Genomic DNA, 17,050 nt, shown 5'->3' with positions numbered 1-17,050 from the left:
GGGGCTGCCGCCCCCTGGTGCGCCGACCATGACACCGGGCATCCCAAAAGCGAGCGTCAGCTTTAGGGTGGTCGCATGAACGATCGCATGGTGTGGATCGACTGCGAGATGACCGGCCTCTCGCTGTCCGAAGACGCGCTCATCGAGGTGGCCGCCCTCGTCACCGACTCCGAGCTGAACGTGCTCGGCGAAGGAGTCGACATCGTCATCCGCCCGCCGGACCGGGCGCTGGAGACGATGCCGGAGGTGGTGCGTCAGATGCACACCGCGTCCGGGCTGCTGACGGAGCTGCCCGGCGGCACGACGCTTCAGGACGCCGAGGACCAGGTCCTCTCCTATGTCCGCGAGCACGTCAAGGAGCCCGGCAAGGCCCCCCTGTGCGGCAACTCCGTCGGCACCGACCGCGGTTTCCTCCTCCGCGACATGCCCACCCTGGAGGACTACCTCCACTACCGCATCGTCGACGTGTCGTCGGTCAAGGAGCTGGCCCGCCGCTGGTACCCGCGCGCCTACTTCAACAGCCCCGAGAAGAACGGCAACCACCGCGCCCTCGCCGACATCCGCGAGTCGATCGCCGAGCTCCGCTACTACCGCGAGGCCATCTTCGTACCCCAGCCCGGCCCCGACTCGGACACGGCCAGGTCGATCGCCGCGAAGCACGTCCTGCCCGCCGGATAAAGCCGTGCGCGAGCACCCCTTCGGACCCTGTACACTTTTTCTCGGCCGGTCGGTGAACCACAAGAAGAACCGCCGGTCGTGGTGGGTGTAGCTCAGCTGGTAGAGCACCTGGTTGTGGTCCAGGATGTCGCGGGTTCGAGTCCCGTCACTCACCCTTGGTGAAGAAGGCCCCCGGCCCGTGGAAACACGGGCCGGGGGCCTTCTTCGTTTTTCACCACTGGGGTGCCTCCCCGGTGCGAAGGCGCGGGATTCCCGGTTTGGTGGACACATGCCCGGCTCAGCACCCACAAGAGAGGTCCAGCCATGACCGTCCCGCTTCCCGTGGTCTTCGTCCACGGACTCTGGCTGCACAGCACCTCCTGGCAGCCGTGGATCGACCTGTTCCGCGAGCAGGGCTACGAGCCGTCGGCGCCGGGGTGGCCCGGTGACCCCGACACCGTCGAGGAGGCCCGCCAGAACCCCGAGAGCGTCGCCGGCTACGGCATCGACGACGTCGTGGAACACTACGCGGCCCTGATCGAGGCACTGCCGGTGCGGCCCGTCGTGATCGGTCACTCCTTCGGCGGGATGATCGCGCAGAAGCTGCTCGGCCAGGACCGCGCCGCGGCGGCGGTCGCGATCGACGCCGCCCAGATCAAGGGCGTACTGCCGCTGCCGCTGTCCGCGCTGAAGGCGACGTTCCCGGTCTTCAAGAACCCGGCCAACAAGCGACGGTCGGTCTCGCTGAGCGCGGAGCAGTTCCGGTTCGCGTTCGGCAACGCGATCTCGGAGGAGGAGTCGGCGGACCTGTACGAGCGGTGGACCGTTCCCGCCCCGGGCAAGCCGCTGTACGAGGCGGCCTCCGCCAACTTCAACCCCCACTCCCCCGCGAAGGTCGACACCAGGAACAGCGGACGCGGCCCGCTGCTGCTCATCTCCGGCGGCAAGGACCACACGGTGCCCGAGGTCGTCACCCGGGCCACCCTCAAGCAGTACCGGCACTCCGACGCGGTCACCGACATCATCAACTTCCCCGACCGCGGGCACTCGTTGACGATCGACGGCGGCTGGCGCCAGGTCGCGGAGACCGTTCTCACCTGGCTGCGGAAGCAGGAACCGGAGGCCGGGCGATGACCTCGGACGGGTCCGGAAGCGCCGGACCGTCCGGTGCGGACGCGGGCCTCGCCGGACGGACCGTCGTGGTCACCGGCGCGGGGCGCGGCATCGGGCTGGCCGTCGTCGAGGCCTTCCTCGCGGCCGGCTCCCGCGTCGTCGCGGGATCGAGGCAACGCACCGAAGCCCTGGACGGGCTCGTCAAGCGGGGTGCCGAGCTCACCGTCGTGGAGGTCGACCTCGCGACGCCCGACGGGCCGGCCGCGCTGGTCGCCGAGGCCGTCGCGATCCACGGCGGGGTCGATGTCCTGGTGAACAACGTCGGTGCGGTGCGGCCGCGGGTCGACGGATTCCTCGGCGTGACGGACGAGGACTGGGACTGGACGTTCACGGTCAACTTCATGGCCGCCGTCCGCACCACCCGGGCCGCGCTGCCGCATCTGCTCGCCACCGGCGCGGGCCGTGTCGTCACCGTCTCCTCGGTCAACGCCCGGCTGCCGGACCCGCTGGTCATCGACTACGGCGCGGCGAAAGCGGCGCTGACCAACTTCTGCAAGGCCCTGTCCAAGGAGGTGGGGCCGCGTGGAGTACGGGTGAACACCATCGGTCCCGGTCCGGTGGAGACGGCGCTGTGGCAGGGCGCCGACGGCGTCGCCGCCACGGTCGGCCGGTCCCAGGGCGTCGACCCCGGGGACGTGGCCCGGGGCGCGGCGGGCCAGTCGGTCACCGGCCGCTTCACCCGGCCGTCCGAGGTGGCCGAGCTCGTGCTCTACCTCGCCGGCCCCCGGGCGGCGAACATCACCGGCGCGGACTTCGTGATCGACGGCGGCCTCGTCGAATCCCTCTGACAGACCGTCACGATGCCGCGCGCACAACGGCTTTCATCCCGGCTCCAGCCACCGCATCCACGAGGAGCAACCGAGAGATGACCGACACGCCACCGCGCCTCCAGGGAGGCCATCGATGACATCAGGGACGGAAACGACCCGGTTCTTTCCGACCTTCGGCCCGACGGCCGAGCACGAACCGTTCTGGTTCCTCGGCGGCCGGGCCAGGATCCTGCTTCCCGGCGCCGCGACCGACAACCGGCTCAGCCTGATGGAGTTCGCCGACCCGGCCGGCCACGCGCCCCCGCACCACGTCCACGAGGACGAGGAGGAGGTCTGGTTCGTCCTCGACGGCGAGGTGACGTTCTTCGTCGGCGACCAGCGCCACGACCTGGTGCCGGGTCAGGTCGCGTACGGCCCGCGCGGGGTCCCGCACAGCTATCTGGTGCGCTCGCCCGAGGGGGCCCGGATCGCCGTGCTGTTCAGCCCGGCCTTCATCGAGGAGTACTTCAGGGCCAACGGCACCCCGGTGGCCGAAGCCGGGGACCTGCCGCCGGAGTTCGACCTCGGGGCGGTCATCGCCTCCGCCGAGGCATTCCACCTGCGCGTCACCGGACCGCCGCCGTCCCTGTGAGGGGCCGCCCGCCGATCCACCGAGCACACGAAGGGAAACCGACATGCCGTACATCACCGTCGGCCGGGAGAACTCCGCCGACATCGAGCTGTACTACGAGGACCACGGGAGCGGGCAGCCCGTCGTACTCATCCACGGCTACCCGCTGGACGGCCACTCCTGGGAGAAGCAGCTGCCGGCCCTGCTCGACGCGGGCCACCGGGTCATCACCTACGACCGGCGCGGCTTCGGCCGGTCGTCACAGCCGACCACGGGCTACGACTACGACACCTTCGCCGCCGATCTCCACACGCTGCTGACCGAACTGGACCTCACCGACGCGGTGCTCGTCGGCTTCTCCATGGGCACGGGGGAGGTCGGCCGGTACCTGGGGGCGTACGGCTCGCGGCGCGTCGCCAAGGCCGCGTTCCTGGCGTCCCTCGAACCCTTCCTGGTCAAGACCGACGACAACCCCGGCGGCGTCGACCAGTCGGTCTTCGACGGCATCCTGGAAGCGGTCACGAAGGACCGCTACGCCTACTTCACCAGCTTCTACGAGGCGTTCTACAACCTCGACCAGACGCTCGGCAGCCGGATCAGCGAGGAGGCCGTGCGGGCGAGCTGGAACGTGGCGGCGGGCGCGTCGGCGTACGCGTCGGTCGCCTGTGTGCCCACCTGGATCACCGACTTCCGGGCCGACGTCGCCAAGATCGACGTACCGACGCTGATCCTGCACGGCACGGCGGACCGGATCCTGCCGGTCGACGCCACCGGGCGGCCCTTCCACGCGCTGCTGCCCTCGGCCGAGTACGTCGAGATCGAGGGCGCCCCGCACGGTCTGCTGTGGACCCACGCCGAGGAGGTGACCGCCGCGCTGCTGTCCTTCCTGGCCAAGTAGGCGCGGGAGGCCTCATGACTCCCGGGGCGGGTCCGTGCCGACGACGGCGCCCGGTTCGCCGATCGCGCGGGGGATCTGCCTCCGGGAGGTGATGCCGAGCTTGCGGAACACCTTGTTCAGATGGAACTCGACGGTCGAGGCGGTGACGAACAGCCGCGTCGCGATCTCCCCGTTGGTCAGCCCCGAGACGGCCATGGACGCCACCTGCCGTTCCCTCGGGGTGAGATCGGACCTGGTCTCCTCCGTGCGCCTGCGGGCCGTCTCGCCGGTGGCCAGCAGCTCGGTCCGGGCCCGTTCGGCGTACGGCACCGCGCCGAAGGTGTCGAAGCTCTCGCAGGCGGCGCGCAGCTGCTTCCTGGCGTCGGAGCGCCGTTTGCGGCGGCGCAGCCACTCGCCGAACAGCAGCCGGGTACGGGCCACTTCGAGGGCCAGCGGCGCCTGCCCCAGCAGGTCGATCGACTCCTGGTAGAACTTCCCGGCCTCGTCGCCGTCGGCCGTCAGCGCCCGCCCCAGGGCGAGGGTGCCCAGCGCCCAGGGCGTACCGGCGAGCGGGGCCCGTTCCTCCAGCCGGGACAGGCCCCGGGTCACGGCGTCCCGGTCACCGGCGCGGACCCCGGCCTCGATGAGCAGCGGCAGCACCAGGTTGCCGCCGACCGGGGAGTCCTCCTCGAAGACCGTCCGCGCGTGCTTCAGCGCCTGCCGGTAGCGGCCCCGCCCCAGCTCGAACAGGGCCAGCGCGTGCTGCGCCATCAGCTGGAGCACTCCGTGGCCCATGCTCCTCAGCTCCGCGGCGCGTCGTACCGCCGCCCGCAGCTCGGCCTCCCGGCCGGTCAGGGCGAGCAGTTGGAGCCGGTTGATGTCTCCGGCGCCGGGGAACGCGGTGGCGGCCGCGATGTCGTCGAACTCCGCGTAGTGGACCTCCGCCTCCGTGAACCGTCCGTCCCAGAGCGCGTAACCCGCCTCGCCGAGAAGCGTCATGCCCAGCGCGTACAGCGCGCCGGTGTCGCGGTCCGTCACCGCCAGACGGGCGGTGAGTTCCCGCCCGGCCCGGACGTCCCACAGGTCGTTGCAGGCCGTGCACAGCATCACCGCGAACGGGCTGTGCGCGTCCCCGATCCCACCGCCGCCGCGCAGCCCGTCCAGAGCGGTCCGCAGCACGGGAGCGCCGTGCTCGTAGCCCTCGGCCGCGCGGCGGGCCAGCCCCTCCATCAGCAGGTCCCGGTAGCGGCCGGCGGAGTCCGGGTCGTGCCGCGCGGCGACGACGGCCGCCGCGACCTCGGTCAGCGACATGCCCCGCATGGTGTCGTGGGCGACCACCGCGGCGTTCAGCGCCTCGCAGAGCAGCTCCCAGGTCAGCCGCGGGTCCTGGGTGCCGAGCCTGGCCACGGCGGCCATCAGCATCGCCGGGACGTCGGCGACGGCGAGCTGGAACATCTGTGCGGTCGCCCATGTCCGCAGTTCGCGGGTGCGCATCACCGGGCCATGGACATCGGCGGCGGCCAGGTCCAGCGCGGTCTGCGCCGCCGACGCGTCGCCGGACATCAGATGGGCCTGGGCCGCGTCGAGCAGCCGCTCGGCCCGTTTGTCGGGGGCGCCGGTGAACTCGGCGGCGCGCGAGAGGAACAGGGCCTGCTGGGAGTGGCCGCCGCGGGAGCGGGCCCGCTCGGAGGCGGCTTCCAGGTCGTCGGCGACGCCCTCGTCCAAGCCCTCGGCGGCCTCGGCCCGGTGCCAGGCACGGCGGTCGGCGTCCCGTACGGGATCGCATACGGCGGCCAGCGCCGCGTGGACCCGGCGGCGCTCGCCGGGTTCGGCCGCGGCGTAGACCGTCGAGCGGATCAGGGGATGCCGGAAGGCCGTCGGCGTGTCCCGGTCGAGGACGCCCGCGGTGACCGCGGGCCGGACGGCGCGGGCCGACAGGCCCAGCCGCCCGGCGGCCCGCCACATCGTCCCCATGTCGTCCGAGGGGGCCGCCGCGAGCAGCAGCAACAGGGTCGCGGTCTCGGGCGGCAGGGCTCGCACCAGGCTCCGGAAGTGGCCCTCGAGCAGCCGGCCCACCGGCAGCGGATCGGGCAACGGGGCGATGCCCGACAGCTGTTCGGGGGCCAGGGCCGCCACCAGTTCCAGCAGCGCGAGCGGATTGCCGCCGGTGCCGGCGACGATCCGCTCGGCCACCGCCGCGTCCACGCGCCGGGGGCCCGCGCAGAGCAGGGACGTGGCCTGCGCCGTCGGCAGACCTGTCACCGAGCGCGCGTCCAACGCGTCGAACACGCCGTTGTCCCCGAGGCCGTCCCGGACGGCGATGATCAGCCCGAGCGAGTCGGCGTGCAGCCGGCGAGCGGTGAAGGCGAGCGCCTCGGCCGACTCCCGGTCCAGCCACTGCGCGTCGTCCACCAGAAACAGCAGCGGCTCGTCGGCGGCGGCCTCGGACAGCAGGGTCAGGGTCGCGAGCCCGACCAGATGACGGTCGGCGGGCGGACCCGACAGCAGCCCCAGCGCCGCGTCCAGCGCGGCCCGCTGCGGCCCCGGCAGCCGGTCCGTCCGGTTCAGGAACGGCCGCAGCAGCCGGTGCAGCGCGCCGAAGCCGAGACCGGTCTCCTGCTCGACCGCGGTCAGCCGCACCACGCGCAGTTCCGCGGCCCGGGCGGCGGCGTACTCCAGCAGCCGGGTCTTGCCGATACCGGGTTCGCCGGTCAGGACCAGGGCTCCGCCGAGGCCCTCGCGCACCGCGTCCAACAGCCGCCCGATGGCTTCGCGTTCGGTGTGCCGGCCGATCATCGGCGGCCCGGACACATGCTGGACGCCGTTCCCCCTCATGGGACCGCTCCTCCCTCGTCGATGTCCTGGCGCGAAAACCGTACGAACGCCGCGTGGGCGGAAGCGAGCGTCATGTGACGGTGGTCAGCGCAGCGCGCTGACCACCGTGCGCAGTTCGGCGCGTGAGACCACGCCCAGCTTGGGGAAGATCCGGTGGAGATGGGAGCTGACGGTGCGGTGCGACAGGTAGAGGCGCTGGCCTATCTCGCGGTTGGTCAGTCCCTCGGCGGCGAGCCGGACGATCTGCAGTTCATGGGCGGTCAGCCGGTCCCGGGCGTCCGGGGTCCGGCGGCGGCTGGTCTCGCCCGAGGCGCGCAGTTCCCGGCGCGCCCGCTCTCCCCAGGGGATCGCGCCGAGCGCGTCGAACATGTCGCGGGCGGCCCGGAGGTGGTCGCGGGACTCTACGCTGCGCCGACGGCGCCGTAGCCATTCGCCGTAGGCCAGATGGGTGCGGGCCCTGATCAGCGGCCAGGCGCCGAGGTCGGCGCCGAGCGCCCGCGTGAAGAGCGGGTCGGCGTCCTCGTCGGCGGCCAACAGCGCCCGGACCAGGCGGAGTTCGGCGTGCAGCACCGGCGCGGGGGTCACCGTGGCGACCTCCTCCAGCTCCGTCACCACCGGGAGCACGTCGTCCAGCCGGCCGCAGTGCGCCGCCGCGTCGACGAGGTCACCGACGACCGTGAGGCGCAGGGCGGCCTGGAAGGCGGGGTCCGCCGGATCGTGCAGCCGGCGGAGATGACCGAGGGCCTCCTCGAAGCGCCCCGCGCCGAGCGCGGCCAGCCCCCGTGCGGTCGACGCGGTGGCCAGCACCGGGCGCGCCCCGGCCGGCAGCCCGATCCGCTCCGCCTCCTCGGCGAGCTCCAGCGCGGTGTCCACCTCACCGCGCAGCGCGGCGAGTTTGGCCGCGGTGGCGGTCATCAGCGCGTACATCATGGTCTGGCTGGTCTCGCGCGCCAGCCTGCGTGACTCCTCGGTCGCGGCGATCGCCGCGCCGAGGTCACCGACCACGAGAGCGCTCCACGCGTCCGCGCCGACCGTCCGGGCCAGCAGCCCCAGGCGCCCCTGGGCACGCAGCGGCGCGCCGCCGGCCGCCGAGAAGGCCCGCGCCAGGTCGAAGCCGCCGACCAGCAGCGCGGCGGTGCTGAGCATGCGGTAGGCGCGGCCGTCGTCGCCCTCCTTCAGGGCGACGTGCCGGGCGTGGTCCAGGACGAAGGCACCGCGTTCGACCGGCGCGGCGTAGGCGCAGATGGCGAGCCGCCACGGATCGAGTTCGTCGAGCTCCAGCCGCTCCACGGTCCGCAGAACCGTGCGGCGGCCCTCGGCGCCCGGGTCGGACCAGAAGCACAACTGGGCGGCGCTCCACAGGATCCGCAGCGCCAGCGTACGGTCCTCCCCGGCCATCTCCTCGGCGAGCGCCGTCAGGGAGTGGGCGCCGGCCGAGTGGCTGTGCAGTCCCTCGTCGAAGCTGCCGCGCAGCCAGACGACCGTGGCGTGCTGCCGCCGCGACAGGGGCCCGGTGAGCGCCTGGTCCAGCAGCCGGGTCACGGTCTCGGGGCGGCCGAGTTCTACGGCGAAGTCCGCGGCGCGCAGCAGCCGTTCGGTCCTGCGGTCGGCGTCCTCGCTGAGCCCGGCGGCCTGTTCGAGCGTGGTGACGGCCGCCGCGATGCCGCCACGGCGTGCCGCCCGGTGGGCGGCGTCCTCCAACGCGGCGGCGACCGTCTCCTGAGGTGCCTGTGCCGCGGCGGCCAGGTGCCGCAGCCGGCGGTCCGGGTGTTCGTCGAGTACGGCGGCGAGCGCGGCGTGGGCGGCGTGGCGGACGTCGGTGGGCATGGTCTGGTGGATCGCGGACCGCATCAGCGGATGCCCGAACCGCAGTTCCGTACCGACGACTTGGACGAGCCGGGCCCGCACGGCCGGGTCGAGTTCCGCGGTTCCCGCCGTCGCACTGGTGAAGTGCCGGGTCGCGCGGTAGATCTCGGGGAGCGAGGGACTGTCGTCGAGGGCGGCGATCCGCAGCAGGCTGCGGGTGATGCCGGGCAGGGTCTCCAGGCGGTCGGTGAAGGCCCGTTCGAGCCGTTCCGTGAGCGGTAGTCGGTCCATGTGCGGGTCGGCCGACGCGCGCAGGGTGCGGGAGAGCTCGGTCAGGGCCAGGGGGTTGCCGGCGGCCTCGGCCAGCAGGCGGCGCTGCGCGGTCGGCCGAAGGTCGGGGGCGCGGTCCGCCAGGAGTCGCGTGGCCTGGCCGTCGGTGAGCGGGCCCAGGGTCAGGGAGGTGAGTTCGTCGGAGTTCAGCCGCGACCGGTAGCCCTCGCGGGCGGTTCCCACGACGACCACCGGCTCCGTGGCGACCCTGCGCGCCACGAAGGCCAGGACGCTGGCGGTGGCGTCGTCGAGCCAGTGGGCGTCGTCGACCAGGACCAGCACCGGTGCGAGGGCGGCCGCGTCGGCGAGGAGGTTGAGGACCGCCAGTCCCACCAGGTGGACGTCGGGGACACCGGCCCCGGCGAGTCCGAGCGCGGTGTCCAGGGCCTGGCGGTGCGGCGCGGCGAGTTCGGCGGCTCCCGCGGCCAGTGGGCGCAGGACGAGCTGGAGACCGGCGTAGGGGATGTCGCTCTCGGCCTCGGCCCCGCTGGTGCGCAGGACCTGGTGCCCGAGTGCCTGGGCCAGGGCGGCGGCCTCGTCGAGCAGCGCCGTCTTCCCGATGCCGGGCGCGCCGCGCACCAGCACCGCGCTGTCCTGGCTCCGCGGCTCGGCCAGCAGCCGGCGCAACAGATCCAGCTGTCCATCCCGACCGATGAACTCCACGGTCCCCCCATCGGCCGGGTCTACGGCCCCGGTCTGTCCGGTAGCTCAGGGTACTGTGACGCGACGGACAATCCGAACGGCTGACCAGGATGCGACGGACACGGATCCGAGGGCGGGGCCCATGCCTGCGACGGACACGGATCCGGGGGCGGGGCCCATGCCTGCGACGGACACAGATCCGGGAGCGGGGCCCATGCCTGCGACGGACACAGATCCGGGAGCGGGGCCCATGCCTGCGACGGACACAGATCCTGGGCTCACGGCCGGGGTGTGGGGCTCGGTCTCATGGCCATGACCACCGGCACCCTCCGCTCCCCCCGCCTGGACCTCCTCCCCCTCCGCGTGGAACACGCCCCGGAGATGGCCGCCGTCCTGGCCGATCCGGCCCTGCACTCGTTCATCGGCGGCAGCCCGGCGTCCCCCGAGGCCCTCAGGCTCCGCTACGAGCGTCTCGTGGCCGGCTCCCCCGACCCGTCCGTCTCCTGGTGCAACTGGGTCCTCGGCCTCCGTGAGAACGCCCGCCTGGTAGGCACCGTCCAGGCCACGGTCACCGGCGCCACCGCGGAGATCGCCTGGGTCGTCGGCACCCCGTGGCAGGGGCGGGGTTACGCGTTGGAGGCGGCCCGAGCACTCGTGGCCCACCTCCGGAACCAGCCCACGCTGCACACGGTCATCGCCCACATCCACCCCGACCACCACGCCTCGGAAGCGGTGGCCCGAGCGGCAGGTCTCACCCCCACCGACAAGACCCGAACCGACGAACGCCGCTGGCACCTCCCCCTCACCAGACCCCCCGAAAACCACCAGCCATAACGCAACCCGGCAGGGCCGCGCCCCCCGAGCCCCCGCCTTCCAAAACCCCCGACGCGACCTTGCCCCCCGCCGCATCCACCGCGCCCCCGACTTCCGAACCCACCCGGCGCCGCCAACCCCAGCAGGCCGCGCCCACCATGCCCTCGGCCACCAAAGCCACCCGACGCGACGCAACCCCGCAAGGCCGCGCCCACCGAGGCACCCGCCCCCGAGCCGCCCCCTACGACGACGCCCGAGTCTCCAGTTCCGTCGCCAGGACCACCTGGCGTCGTTCCAGGCCCCGGGAGACCGCGGGGCGCCGGTCCGCGATCTCCTCCAGGAGGAGGTCGATCATGCGGCGGCCCATCTCCTCTATGGGCTGGCGGACGCTGGTGAGGGGCGGGTCCATGTGGCGGGCGATGGCCGAGTCGTCGTAGCCGACGAGGGCCACGTCGTCGGGGATACGGCGGCCCTCCTCGCGCAGCACCTGGCGGGCGCCCGCCGCCATGACGTCCGAGCCGGCGAAGACCGCGTCCAGGTCGGGGCAGCGGGCCAGCAGATTCGTCATCGCCCGGCGCCCGCCCTCCTCGGTGAAGTCGCCCGGCTCGATCAGCCGTTCGTCCACCTCCTGCCCCGCCTCCCGCAGGGCGTCCCGGTAGCCGTCGACGCGGCGCTGGGCGCCGTAGACGTCGAGGCGGCCGGTGATGTGGGCGATCTTGTGGCGGCCCCGGGAGAGCAGGTGCTCCACGGCCGAGTGGCCGCCGCCGTAGTTGTCGGAGTCCACGGAGGTCAGGGTCTCGCCGGCCGAGCGGGGGCCGCTGATGACCGCCGGGATCTCCAGCTGGGCCAGCAGATCGGGCAGGGGGTCGTCCGCGTGGACCGAGACCAGCAGCACCCCGTCCACACGGTGCGCCGCGAGGTACTGGGCCAGCCGCCGGCGCTCACGGTCGCTGCCCGCGAAGATCAGCAGCAGCTGCATCTCCGTTTCGGAGAGCTCCGCGCCCACACCCTTGAGCATGTCGGAGAAGTACGGCTCCGCGAAGAAGCGGGTCTCCGGCTCGGGGACGACCAGCGCGATCGCGTCCGTGCGGTTCGCGGCGAGGGCGCGGGCCGCCGTGTTGGGGACGTAGCCGAGTTCCGCGACCGCGGCCTCCACCGCCGCGCGGGTCGCGTCGCTGACCCTGGGCGAGCCGTTGATCACCCGGGAGACCGTGCCGCGGCCGACACCGGCGCGCGCGGCGACCTCCTCGAGGGTGGGCCGACCCCCGCTCCGGCTCCGCGCTCCGTGGCCTGTTGCCATTGGCTCCGCCCTCCCATGGACCTACGTTGGCTGGAATCTAACAGCCCCGCCAGCTGCGGTGACGGCCGCCGGGGGCAAGCGTTCCCGGGCCGGAACCCCTGCAAAGGGACCCGGTCACGGACTCCGTTGTTCCACTTAACGGCCTGATAACTGAACGCATATCTCGGCGTCTGCTCCCTTGACACCCCCGCTCGAACCGACGAACCTTCAACACATCACCTGTGGGAGCGCTCCCACGGTACCTGACACATACACATCCCGCACGTTCCCCGCCCGAGCCGCAGCGTGAACAAACGGGCCCAACAAAGCAGTTGGCCGGGGGGTCGGCACGTCAGGGCAACAGGAGGACGCAATGCGAGCAAGTACCCGAACCGCCCGCAAGACGGTGGTCCTCGCGGCCGTCGCGACGCTGGGCGCGGGGCTGCTGGCCGGCTGTGCCGACGACAGCGGTGGCAAGTCGGACTCGTCGAACGGTGGCGGTAGCAAGGGCAAGACCACCATCACACTGGGCCTCTTCGGCACCCAGGGCTTCAAGGAGGCGGGTCTCTACACCGAGTACGAGAAGCTCCACCCCAACATCAAGATCCAGGAGAACGTGGTCGAGCGCAACGAGGTCTACTACCCGGCCCTCGTCAACCACCTCACCACCAACAGTGGTCTCCAGGACATCCAGGCCATCGAAGTCGGCAACATCGCCGAGGCGACCCAGACCTTCGCGAGCAAGTTCGTGGACTTCTCCAAGGTCGCCGGCGTGAACAAGAGCGACTGGCTGGACTGGAAGTGGCAGCAGGCCACCACCAAGGACGGCCAGACCATAGGCCTCGGCACCGACATCGGCCCGATGGCGATCTGCTACCGCAAGGACCTCTTCCAGCAGGCCGGTCTGCCGACCGACCGCGACAAGGTCGGCCAGCTGTGGGCGGGCGACTGGAAGAAGCTCGTCACGGCCGGTGAGTCGTACAAGAAGAAGGCCCCCGCGGGCACCTACTTCATGGACTCCCCCGGCGGTCTGCTGAACGCGATGATCAGCAGCAACCAGGAGAAGTTCTACGACACCTCCGGCAAGGTCATCTACAAGTCGAACCCGGCGATCAAGAGCGCCTTCGACCTGACCGCCAAGGCCGCCTCGGAAGGACTGACGCAGCCGCAGACCCAGTTCCAGCCGGCCTGGAACTCGACCATCGCCAACAGCAAGTTCGCCGCGATCGCCTGCCCGCCGTGGATGCTCGGCTACCTCAAGGGCCAGTCGAAGCCCGAGGCGGCCGGCAAGTGGGACGTGGCCGCACCGCCGAAGGCCGGCAACTGGGGAGGCACCTTCCTGGCCGTGCCCAAGAGCGGCAAGAACGTCACCGAGGCCGAGAAGCTGGCCCAGTGGCTGACCGCGCCCGCCCAGCTGGCGAAGCTGTTCAGCGTGCAGGGCAGCTTCCCGAGCACCCCGGGCTCGTACACCCTGCCGCTCGTCACCGACGCGAAGAACGCCATGACCGCCGACGCGCCGATCGGCAAGATCTTCGCCGACGCCGCCAAGGCCATCCCGACGCAGGTCATCGGCCCGAAGGACCAGATCGTGCAGCAGGGTCTGACGGACAACGGCGTCATCCTGGTCACCAAGGGCAAGTCGGCGGCCGAGGCGTGGGCGACCGCGACGAAGACCATCGACAACAACCTGGAGAAGTGACCGGCATGGCCACCCGGCACGACATCGCCGCGCCCCCCGCGAAGGAGGGGGGCGCGGCCCCGGCCCGCCCGCCCGCCGAACCCACGGAGGCGGAGCGGCGGCGCCGCGCCCGTCTCTCGCGTCGCTGGCAGCGGGACCTCAGGTGGAGCCCGTACGGGTTCATCTCCCCGTTCTTCCTGCTCTTCGTCGCCTTCGGCCTGTTCCCGCTGATCTACACGGCGTGGGCCTCGCTGCACACGGTGGAGCTGACCGCGCCCAACGACATGCAGTGGGCGGGTCTGCACAACTACACCCGGATCTTCGACGACGACTTCTTCTGGAACGCGGCACGCAACACGCTGACGATCGGCATCATCTCGACGGTTCCGCAGCTGGCGATGGCGATGGGCCTCGCGCACATCCTCAACTACAAGCTGCGCGCCTCGACCTTCTACCGGGTCATCATGCTCGCGCCGTACGCGACCTCGATCGCCGCGGCCTCCCTCGTCTTCGTCCTGCTGTTCGGCCGCGACTACGGCATGATCAACTGGGCGCTCCACTACGTGGGCATCGGCAAGATCGACTGGCAGAACGACAAGTGGCCCTCGCAGATCGCGGTCTCGACCATCATCATCTGGCGGTGGACCGGCTACAACGCGCTGATCTACCTGGCGGCGATGCAGGCGATCCCGACCGATCTGTACGAGTCGGCGGCCCTGGACGGCGCGAACCGCTGGCGGCAGTTCATCCATGTGACGCTGCCCCAGCTGCGCCCGACGATCCTGTTCACCTGTGTCGTGTCGACCATCGGGGCGAGCCAGGTGTTCGGCGAGCCGCTGATCTTCGACGCGAACAAGGGGGCGTCCGGCGGCGCGGAGCACCAGTTCCAGACGCTCGGTCTGTATCTGTACGAGCAGGGCTGGGTGAACATGCACCTGGGCCGGGCCTCGGCGATCGCCTGGACGATGTTCCTGATCCTGATCGTGATCGGGATCGTCAACTACGTCATCTCGCGCCGGCTGCGCGCCAGTAGTTAGGAGTACCGGCCGTGACGACGACACTGACGACCCCCGTGGGCACCGCCCCGAAGGAGTCCCGCCGCCAGAGGCGTTCCAAGGCGGCGCGGGCGGGCGGCACCCTGCACGCGGGCCCCATCGCCTACGCCATCCTGATCCTCTTCTCCATCGGTTCGCTCTTCCCGCTGGTGTGGACGGCGATCGCCGCCTCCCGCGACAACAACCGGCTGGCCCAGACCCCGCCGCCGTTCTGGTTCGGCGGGAACCTCTTCCACAACATGAACGTGGCCTGGAACGAGGCCAACCTGGGCAAGGCCTTCGTCAACACGACGATCGTGGCGGGGACTTCGGCCGTGACGGTCGTGGTCCTGTCGACGGTCGCCGGGTTCGCCTTCGCCAAGCTGCGCTTCAAGGGCCGCAACATCCTGATGCTGATGGTGATCGGCACGATGATGGTCCCGCCGCAGCTGAGCGTCATCCCGCTGTACATGATGGTCGCCAAGCTGAACTGGGCCGACCAACTGCAGGCGGTCATCTTCCCCTCGCTGGTGAGCGCGTTCGGTGTGTTCTTCATGCGGCAGTACCTGATCCAGGCGCTGCCGGACGAGCTGATCGAGGCGGCGCGGGTGGACGGCGCGAGCAGCTGGCGGGTGGTCTGGCACATCGTGTTCCCGGCGGCGCGTCCCGCGATGGCCGTCCTGGGCATGCTGATGTTCGTGCAGTCCTGGAACGACTTCCTGTGGCCGTTCCTGGTCCTCACCCAGAACGGCAACCCGACCGTGCAGGTCGCCCTGGCGGGCCTGGGCCGCGGCTACACACCGGACCAGTCCCTGATCATGGGAGGCGCGCTGCTGGGCACACTGCCGCTGCTGCTGGTGTTCGCGATCTTCGGCAAGCAGATCGTCGGCGGCATCATGCAGGGCGCGGTCAAGGGCTGAGTCCGTACGGCAGTTCCGCTTCGGGGGCCGCGTCAGCGCCGCCTCGGCCCCCTCCCTTCCCCTCCTCTCCCCACCCCTCCCTCCTCCGACCCTTCGGTCCTGACGACCTTTTTTGGGAGCGCTTCCATGCCTCAACCCGCGACGCCGGCCACCCCGGTGACCTTTCCTCCCGCCTTCCTCTGGGGCGCGGCGACCTCCGCGTACCAGATCGAGGGGGCGGTGCGGGAGGACGGCCGTACGCCCTCGATCTGGGACACCTTCAGCCATACGCCGGGCAAGACCGTCGGCGGTGAGCACGGTGACATCGCTGTCGACCACTACCACCGCTACCGCGACGACGTGGCGCTCATGGCCGACCTGGGCCTGTCCGCGTACCGCTTCTCGATCTCCTGGTCACGGGTGCAGCCCACCGGCCGGGGCCCGGCCGTGCAGGTGGGCCTGGACTTCTACCGCCGTCTGGTCGACGAACTGCTCGCCCACGGCATCAAGCCGGCGATCACCCTCTACCACTGGGACCTGCCGCAGGAGCTGGAGGACGCGGGCGGCTGGCCGGAGCGGGACACGGCACTGCGGTTCGCCGACTACGCGCGGATCGTCGGCGAGGCGCTGGGCGACCGGGTGGAGAACTGGATCACCCTCAACGAGCCCTGGTGCAGCGCCTTTTTGGGCTACGCCTCCGGGGTGCACGCCCCGGGCCGCACCGACGCCGAGGCGTCCCTGCGCGCCGCCCACCATCTCAACCTGGCGCACGGCCTGGCCACTTCGGCGCTCCGCTCGGTGATGCCGGCCCGCAACTCGGTCGCCATCAGCCTCAACTCCTCGGTGGTACGCCCCCTTTCGCCCTCCGACCCCGCGGACCTGGCGGCGGTCCAGAAGATCGACGACCTGGCGAACGGTGTCTTCCACGGGCCGATCCTGCGCGGCGCGTACCCGGAGACCCTGTTCTCGGCAACGGAGCTGATCACCGACTGGTCGTACGTCCTCGACGGCGACCTGCGCACGATCAACCAGCCGCTGGACGCGCTGGGTCTCAACTACTACACGCCGACCCTGGTCTCGGCCGCCGACGCGCCCCCGGCCGGCCCGCGCACCGACGGCCACGGCGCGAGCTCCTACTCCCCGTGGCCCGGCGCCGACGACGTCGCCTTCCACCAGACCCCGGGCGAGCGCACGGAGATGGGCTGGACGATCGACCCGACGGGCCTGCACGAGCTGATCATGCGCTACACCCGTGAGGCGCCCGGCCTGCCCCTCTACATCACCGAGAACGGCGCGGCCTACGACGACAAGCCCGACCCGGACGGCAAGGTCCACGACCCGGAGCGCATCGCCTACCTCCACGGCCATCTCTCCGCGGTCCGCCGCGCCCTCACCGACGGCGCGGACGTGCGGGGCTACTACCTGTGGTCCCTGCTGGACAACTTCGAGTGGGCGTACGGCTACGACAAGCGCTTCGGCGCGGTCTACGTCGACTACGCCACCCTCACCCGCACACCGAAGTCGAGCGCCCTGTGGTACGGGCAGGCGGCCCGGACCGGCACCCTGCCACCGGTGGAGACCGCCCCGTAGGGGCCCATGACCGGGGGGCGGGGCGCGGCATGCCGAGGGGGGATGCCGCGCCCCGGT

At 71.7% G+C, this 17,050-nt stretch carries 13 protein-coding genes and 1 tRNA gene; 11 read left to right on the top strand and 3 right to left on the bottom strand.

Going from position 1 to position 17,050, the window contains the following annotated elements; genetic code table 11:
• Positions 1-75: 75 nt before the first annotated feature.
• The 6 genes from orn to ABZT17_RS33990 all read left to right on the top strand — a co-directional run bounded on the left by orn (position 76) and on the right by ABZT17_RS33990 (position 4,108).
• Positions 76-678, top strand: a complete 603-nt coding sequence (orn, locus tag ABZT17_RS34015) for an oligoribonuclease (RefSeq protein ID WP_356354704.1) — start codon at positions 76-78, stop codon at positions 676-678.
• An 81-nt stretch (positions 679-759) separates the two neighbouring features.
• Positions 760-832 (top strand) — tRNA-His (locus ABZT17_RS34010).
• Positions 833-981: 149 nt separating this feature from the next.
• The gene (locus ABZT17_RS34005) at positions 982-1,791 is read left to right on the top strand and encodes an alpha/beta hydrolase (protein ID WP_356354702.1); all 810 of its coding nucleotides are present in this window, start codon (positions 982-984) and stop codon (positions 1,789-1,791) included.
• Positions 1,788-2,618 carry an SDR family oxidoreductase gene (locus tag ABZT17_RS34000; protein ID WP_356354700.1) on the top strand — a complete coding sequence of 277 codons (831 nt, stop codon included), beginning with the start codon at positions 1,788-1,790 and terminating at the stop codon, positions 2,616-2,618. Before ABZT17_RS34005 ends, ABZT17_RS34000 begins: the two co-directional genes overlap by 4 nt.
• Before the next feature lie 115 nt (positions 2,619-2,733).
• Positions 2,734-3,231, top strand: coding sequence for a cupin domain-containing protein (locus tag ABZT17_RS33995; RefSeq protein ID WP_356354698.1), 498 nt, complete (start codon positions 2,734-2,736; stop codon positions 3,229-3,231).
• Positions 3,232-3,274: 43 nt separating this feature from the next.
• Positions 3,275-4,108 carry an alpha/beta hydrolase gene (locus ABZT17_RS33990; protein WP_356354696.1) on the top strand — a complete coding sequence of 278 codons (834 nt, stop codon included), beginning with the start codon at positions 3,275-3,277 and terminating at the stop codon, positions 4,106-4,108.
• 12 nt (positions 4,109-4,120) lie between these two features.
• Here the strand turns inward: ABZT17_RS33990 and ABZT17_RS33985 are convergent, their stop codons facing one another.
• Both ABZT17_RS33985 and ABZT17_RS33980 read right to left on the bottom strand, forming a co-directional pair.
• Positions 4,121-6,922, bottom strand: a complete 2,802-nt coding sequence (locus ABZT17_RS33985; RefSeq protein ID WP_356354694.1) for an AAA family ATPase — start codon at positions 6,920-6,922, stop codon at positions 4,121-4,123.
• A gap of 84 nt (positions 6,923-7,006) precedes the next feature.
• Positions 7,007-9,721 (bottom strand): LuxR family transcriptional regulator, encoded by a 2,715-nt coding sequence (locus ABZT17_RS33980; RefSeq protein ID WP_356354692.1) that lies wholly within the window; start codon positions 9,719-9,721, stop codon positions 7,007-7,009.
• Positions 9,722-10,012: 291 nt separating this feature from the next.
• On the opposite strand from ABZT17_RS33980, the gene ABZT17_RS33975 reads away from it, so the two are divergent.
• Positions 10,013-10,534 (top strand): GNAT family N-acetyltransferase, encoded by a 522-nt coding sequence (locus tag ABZT17_RS33975; RefSeq protein ID WP_356354712.1) that lies wholly within the window; start codon positions 10,013-10,015, stop codon positions 10,532-10,534.
• A 220-nt stretch (positions 10,535-10,754) separates the two neighbouring features.
• Here the strand turns inward: ABZT17_RS33975 and ABZT17_RS33970 are convergent, their stop codons facing one another.
• Entirely contained in the window at positions 10,755-11,813 is a 1,059-nt protein-coding gene (locus ABZT17_RS33970; protein ID WP_356354690.1) for a LacI family DNA-binding transcriptional regulator, read from the bottom strand.
• A gap of 352 nt (positions 11,814-12,165) precedes the next feature.
• On the opposite strand from ABZT17_RS33970, the gene ABZT17_RS33965 reads away from it, so the two are divergent.
• The 4 genes from ABZT17_RS33965 (at position 12,166) to ABZT17_RS33950 (ending at position 16,993) form a co-directional block, all read left to right on the top strand.
• A complete protein-coding gene (locus ABZT17_RS33965) occupies positions 12,166-13,491 on the top strand; it encodes an extracellular solute-binding protein (RefSeq protein WP_356354688.1) in 1,326 nt (441 codons plus the stop codon).
• A 5-nt stretch (positions 13,492-13,496) separates the two neighbouring features.
• The gene (locus ABZT17_RS33960; protein ID WP_356354686.1) at positions 13,497-14,507 is read left to right on the top strand and encodes a sugar ABC transporter permease; all 1,011 of its coding nucleotides are present in this window, start codon (positions 13,497-13,499) and stop codon (positions 14,505-14,507) included.
• A gap of 11 nt (positions 14,508-14,518) precedes the next feature.
• A complete protein-coding gene (locus ABZT17_RS33955) occupies positions 14,519-15,424 on the top strand; it encodes a carbohydrate ABC transporter permease (protein ID WP_356354684.1) in 906 nt (301 codons plus the stop codon).
• A 126-nt stretch (positions 15,425-15,550) separates the two neighbouring features.
• Complete coding sequence (locus ABZT17_RS33950; RefSeq protein WP_356354682.1) at positions 15,551-16,993, top strand: GH1 family beta-glucosidase; 1,443 nt, start codon at positions 15,551-15,553, stop codon at positions 16,991-16,993.
• The last annotated feature ends 57 nt before the right edge of the window (positions 16,994-17,050 follow it).

The sequence above is a fragment of the Streptomyces sp. NPDC005648 genome (genome assembly GCF_040605395.1).
Taxonomy (GTDB): Bacteria; Actinomycetota; Actinomycetes; order Streptomycetales; family Streptomycetaceae; genus Streptomyces.
The sequence above is the reverse complement of the archived record's forward strand: the minus strand, read 5'-3'. Positions and strand labels throughout refer to the sequence as shown.

What these genes read in the sequence shown, in the direction of transcription:
- orn (WP_356354704.1), top strand. Translation starts at nt 76, where the DNA reads ATGAACGATCGCATGGTGTGGATCGACTGCGAGATGACCGGCCTCTCG.
- ABZT17_RS34005 (WP_356354702.1), top strand. Translation starts at nt 982, where the DNA reads ATGACCGTCCCGCTTCCCGTGGTCTTCGTCCACGGACTCTGGCTGCAC.
- ABZT17_RS34000 (WP_356354700.1), top strand. Translation starts at nt 1,788, where the DNA reads ATGACCTCGGACGGGTCCGGAAGCGCCGGACCGTCCGGTGCGGACGCG.
- ABZT17_RS33995 (WP_356354698.1), top strand. Translation starts at nt 2,734, where the DNA reads ATGACATCAGGGACGGAAACGACCCGGTTCTTTCCGACCTTCGGCCCG.
- ABZT17_RS33990 (WP_356354696.1), top strand. Translation starts at nt 3,275, where the DNA reads ATGCCGTACATCACCGTCGGCCGGGAGAACTCCGCCGACATCGAGCTG.
- ABZT17_RS33985 (WP_356354694.1), bottom strand. Translation starts at nt 6,922, where the DNA reads ATGAGGGGGAACGGCGTCCAGCATGTGTCCGGGCCGCCGATGATCGGC.
- ABZT17_RS33975 (WP_356354712.1), top strand. Translation starts at nt 10,013, where the DNA reads ATGACCACCGGCACCCTCCGCTCCCCCCGCCTGGACCTCCTCCCCCTC.
- ABZT17_RS33970 (WP_356354690.1), bottom strand. Translation starts at nt 11,813, where the DNA reads ATGGCAACAGGCCACGGAGCGCGGAGCCGGAGCGGGGGTCGGCCCACC.
- ABZT17_RS33965 (WP_356354688.1), top strand. Translation starts at nt 12,166, where the DNA reads ATGCGAGCAAGTACCCGAACCGCCCGCAAGACGGTGGTCCTCGCGGCC.
- ABZT17_RS33960 (WP_356354686.1), top strand. Translation starts at nt 13,497, where the DNA reads ATGGCCACCCGGCACGACATCGCCGCGCCCCCCGCGAAGGAGGGGGGC.
- ABZT17_RS33950 (WP_356354682.1), top strand. Translation starts at nt 15,551, where the DNA reads ATGCCTCAACCCGCGACGCCGGCCACCCCGGTGACCTTTCCTCCCGCC.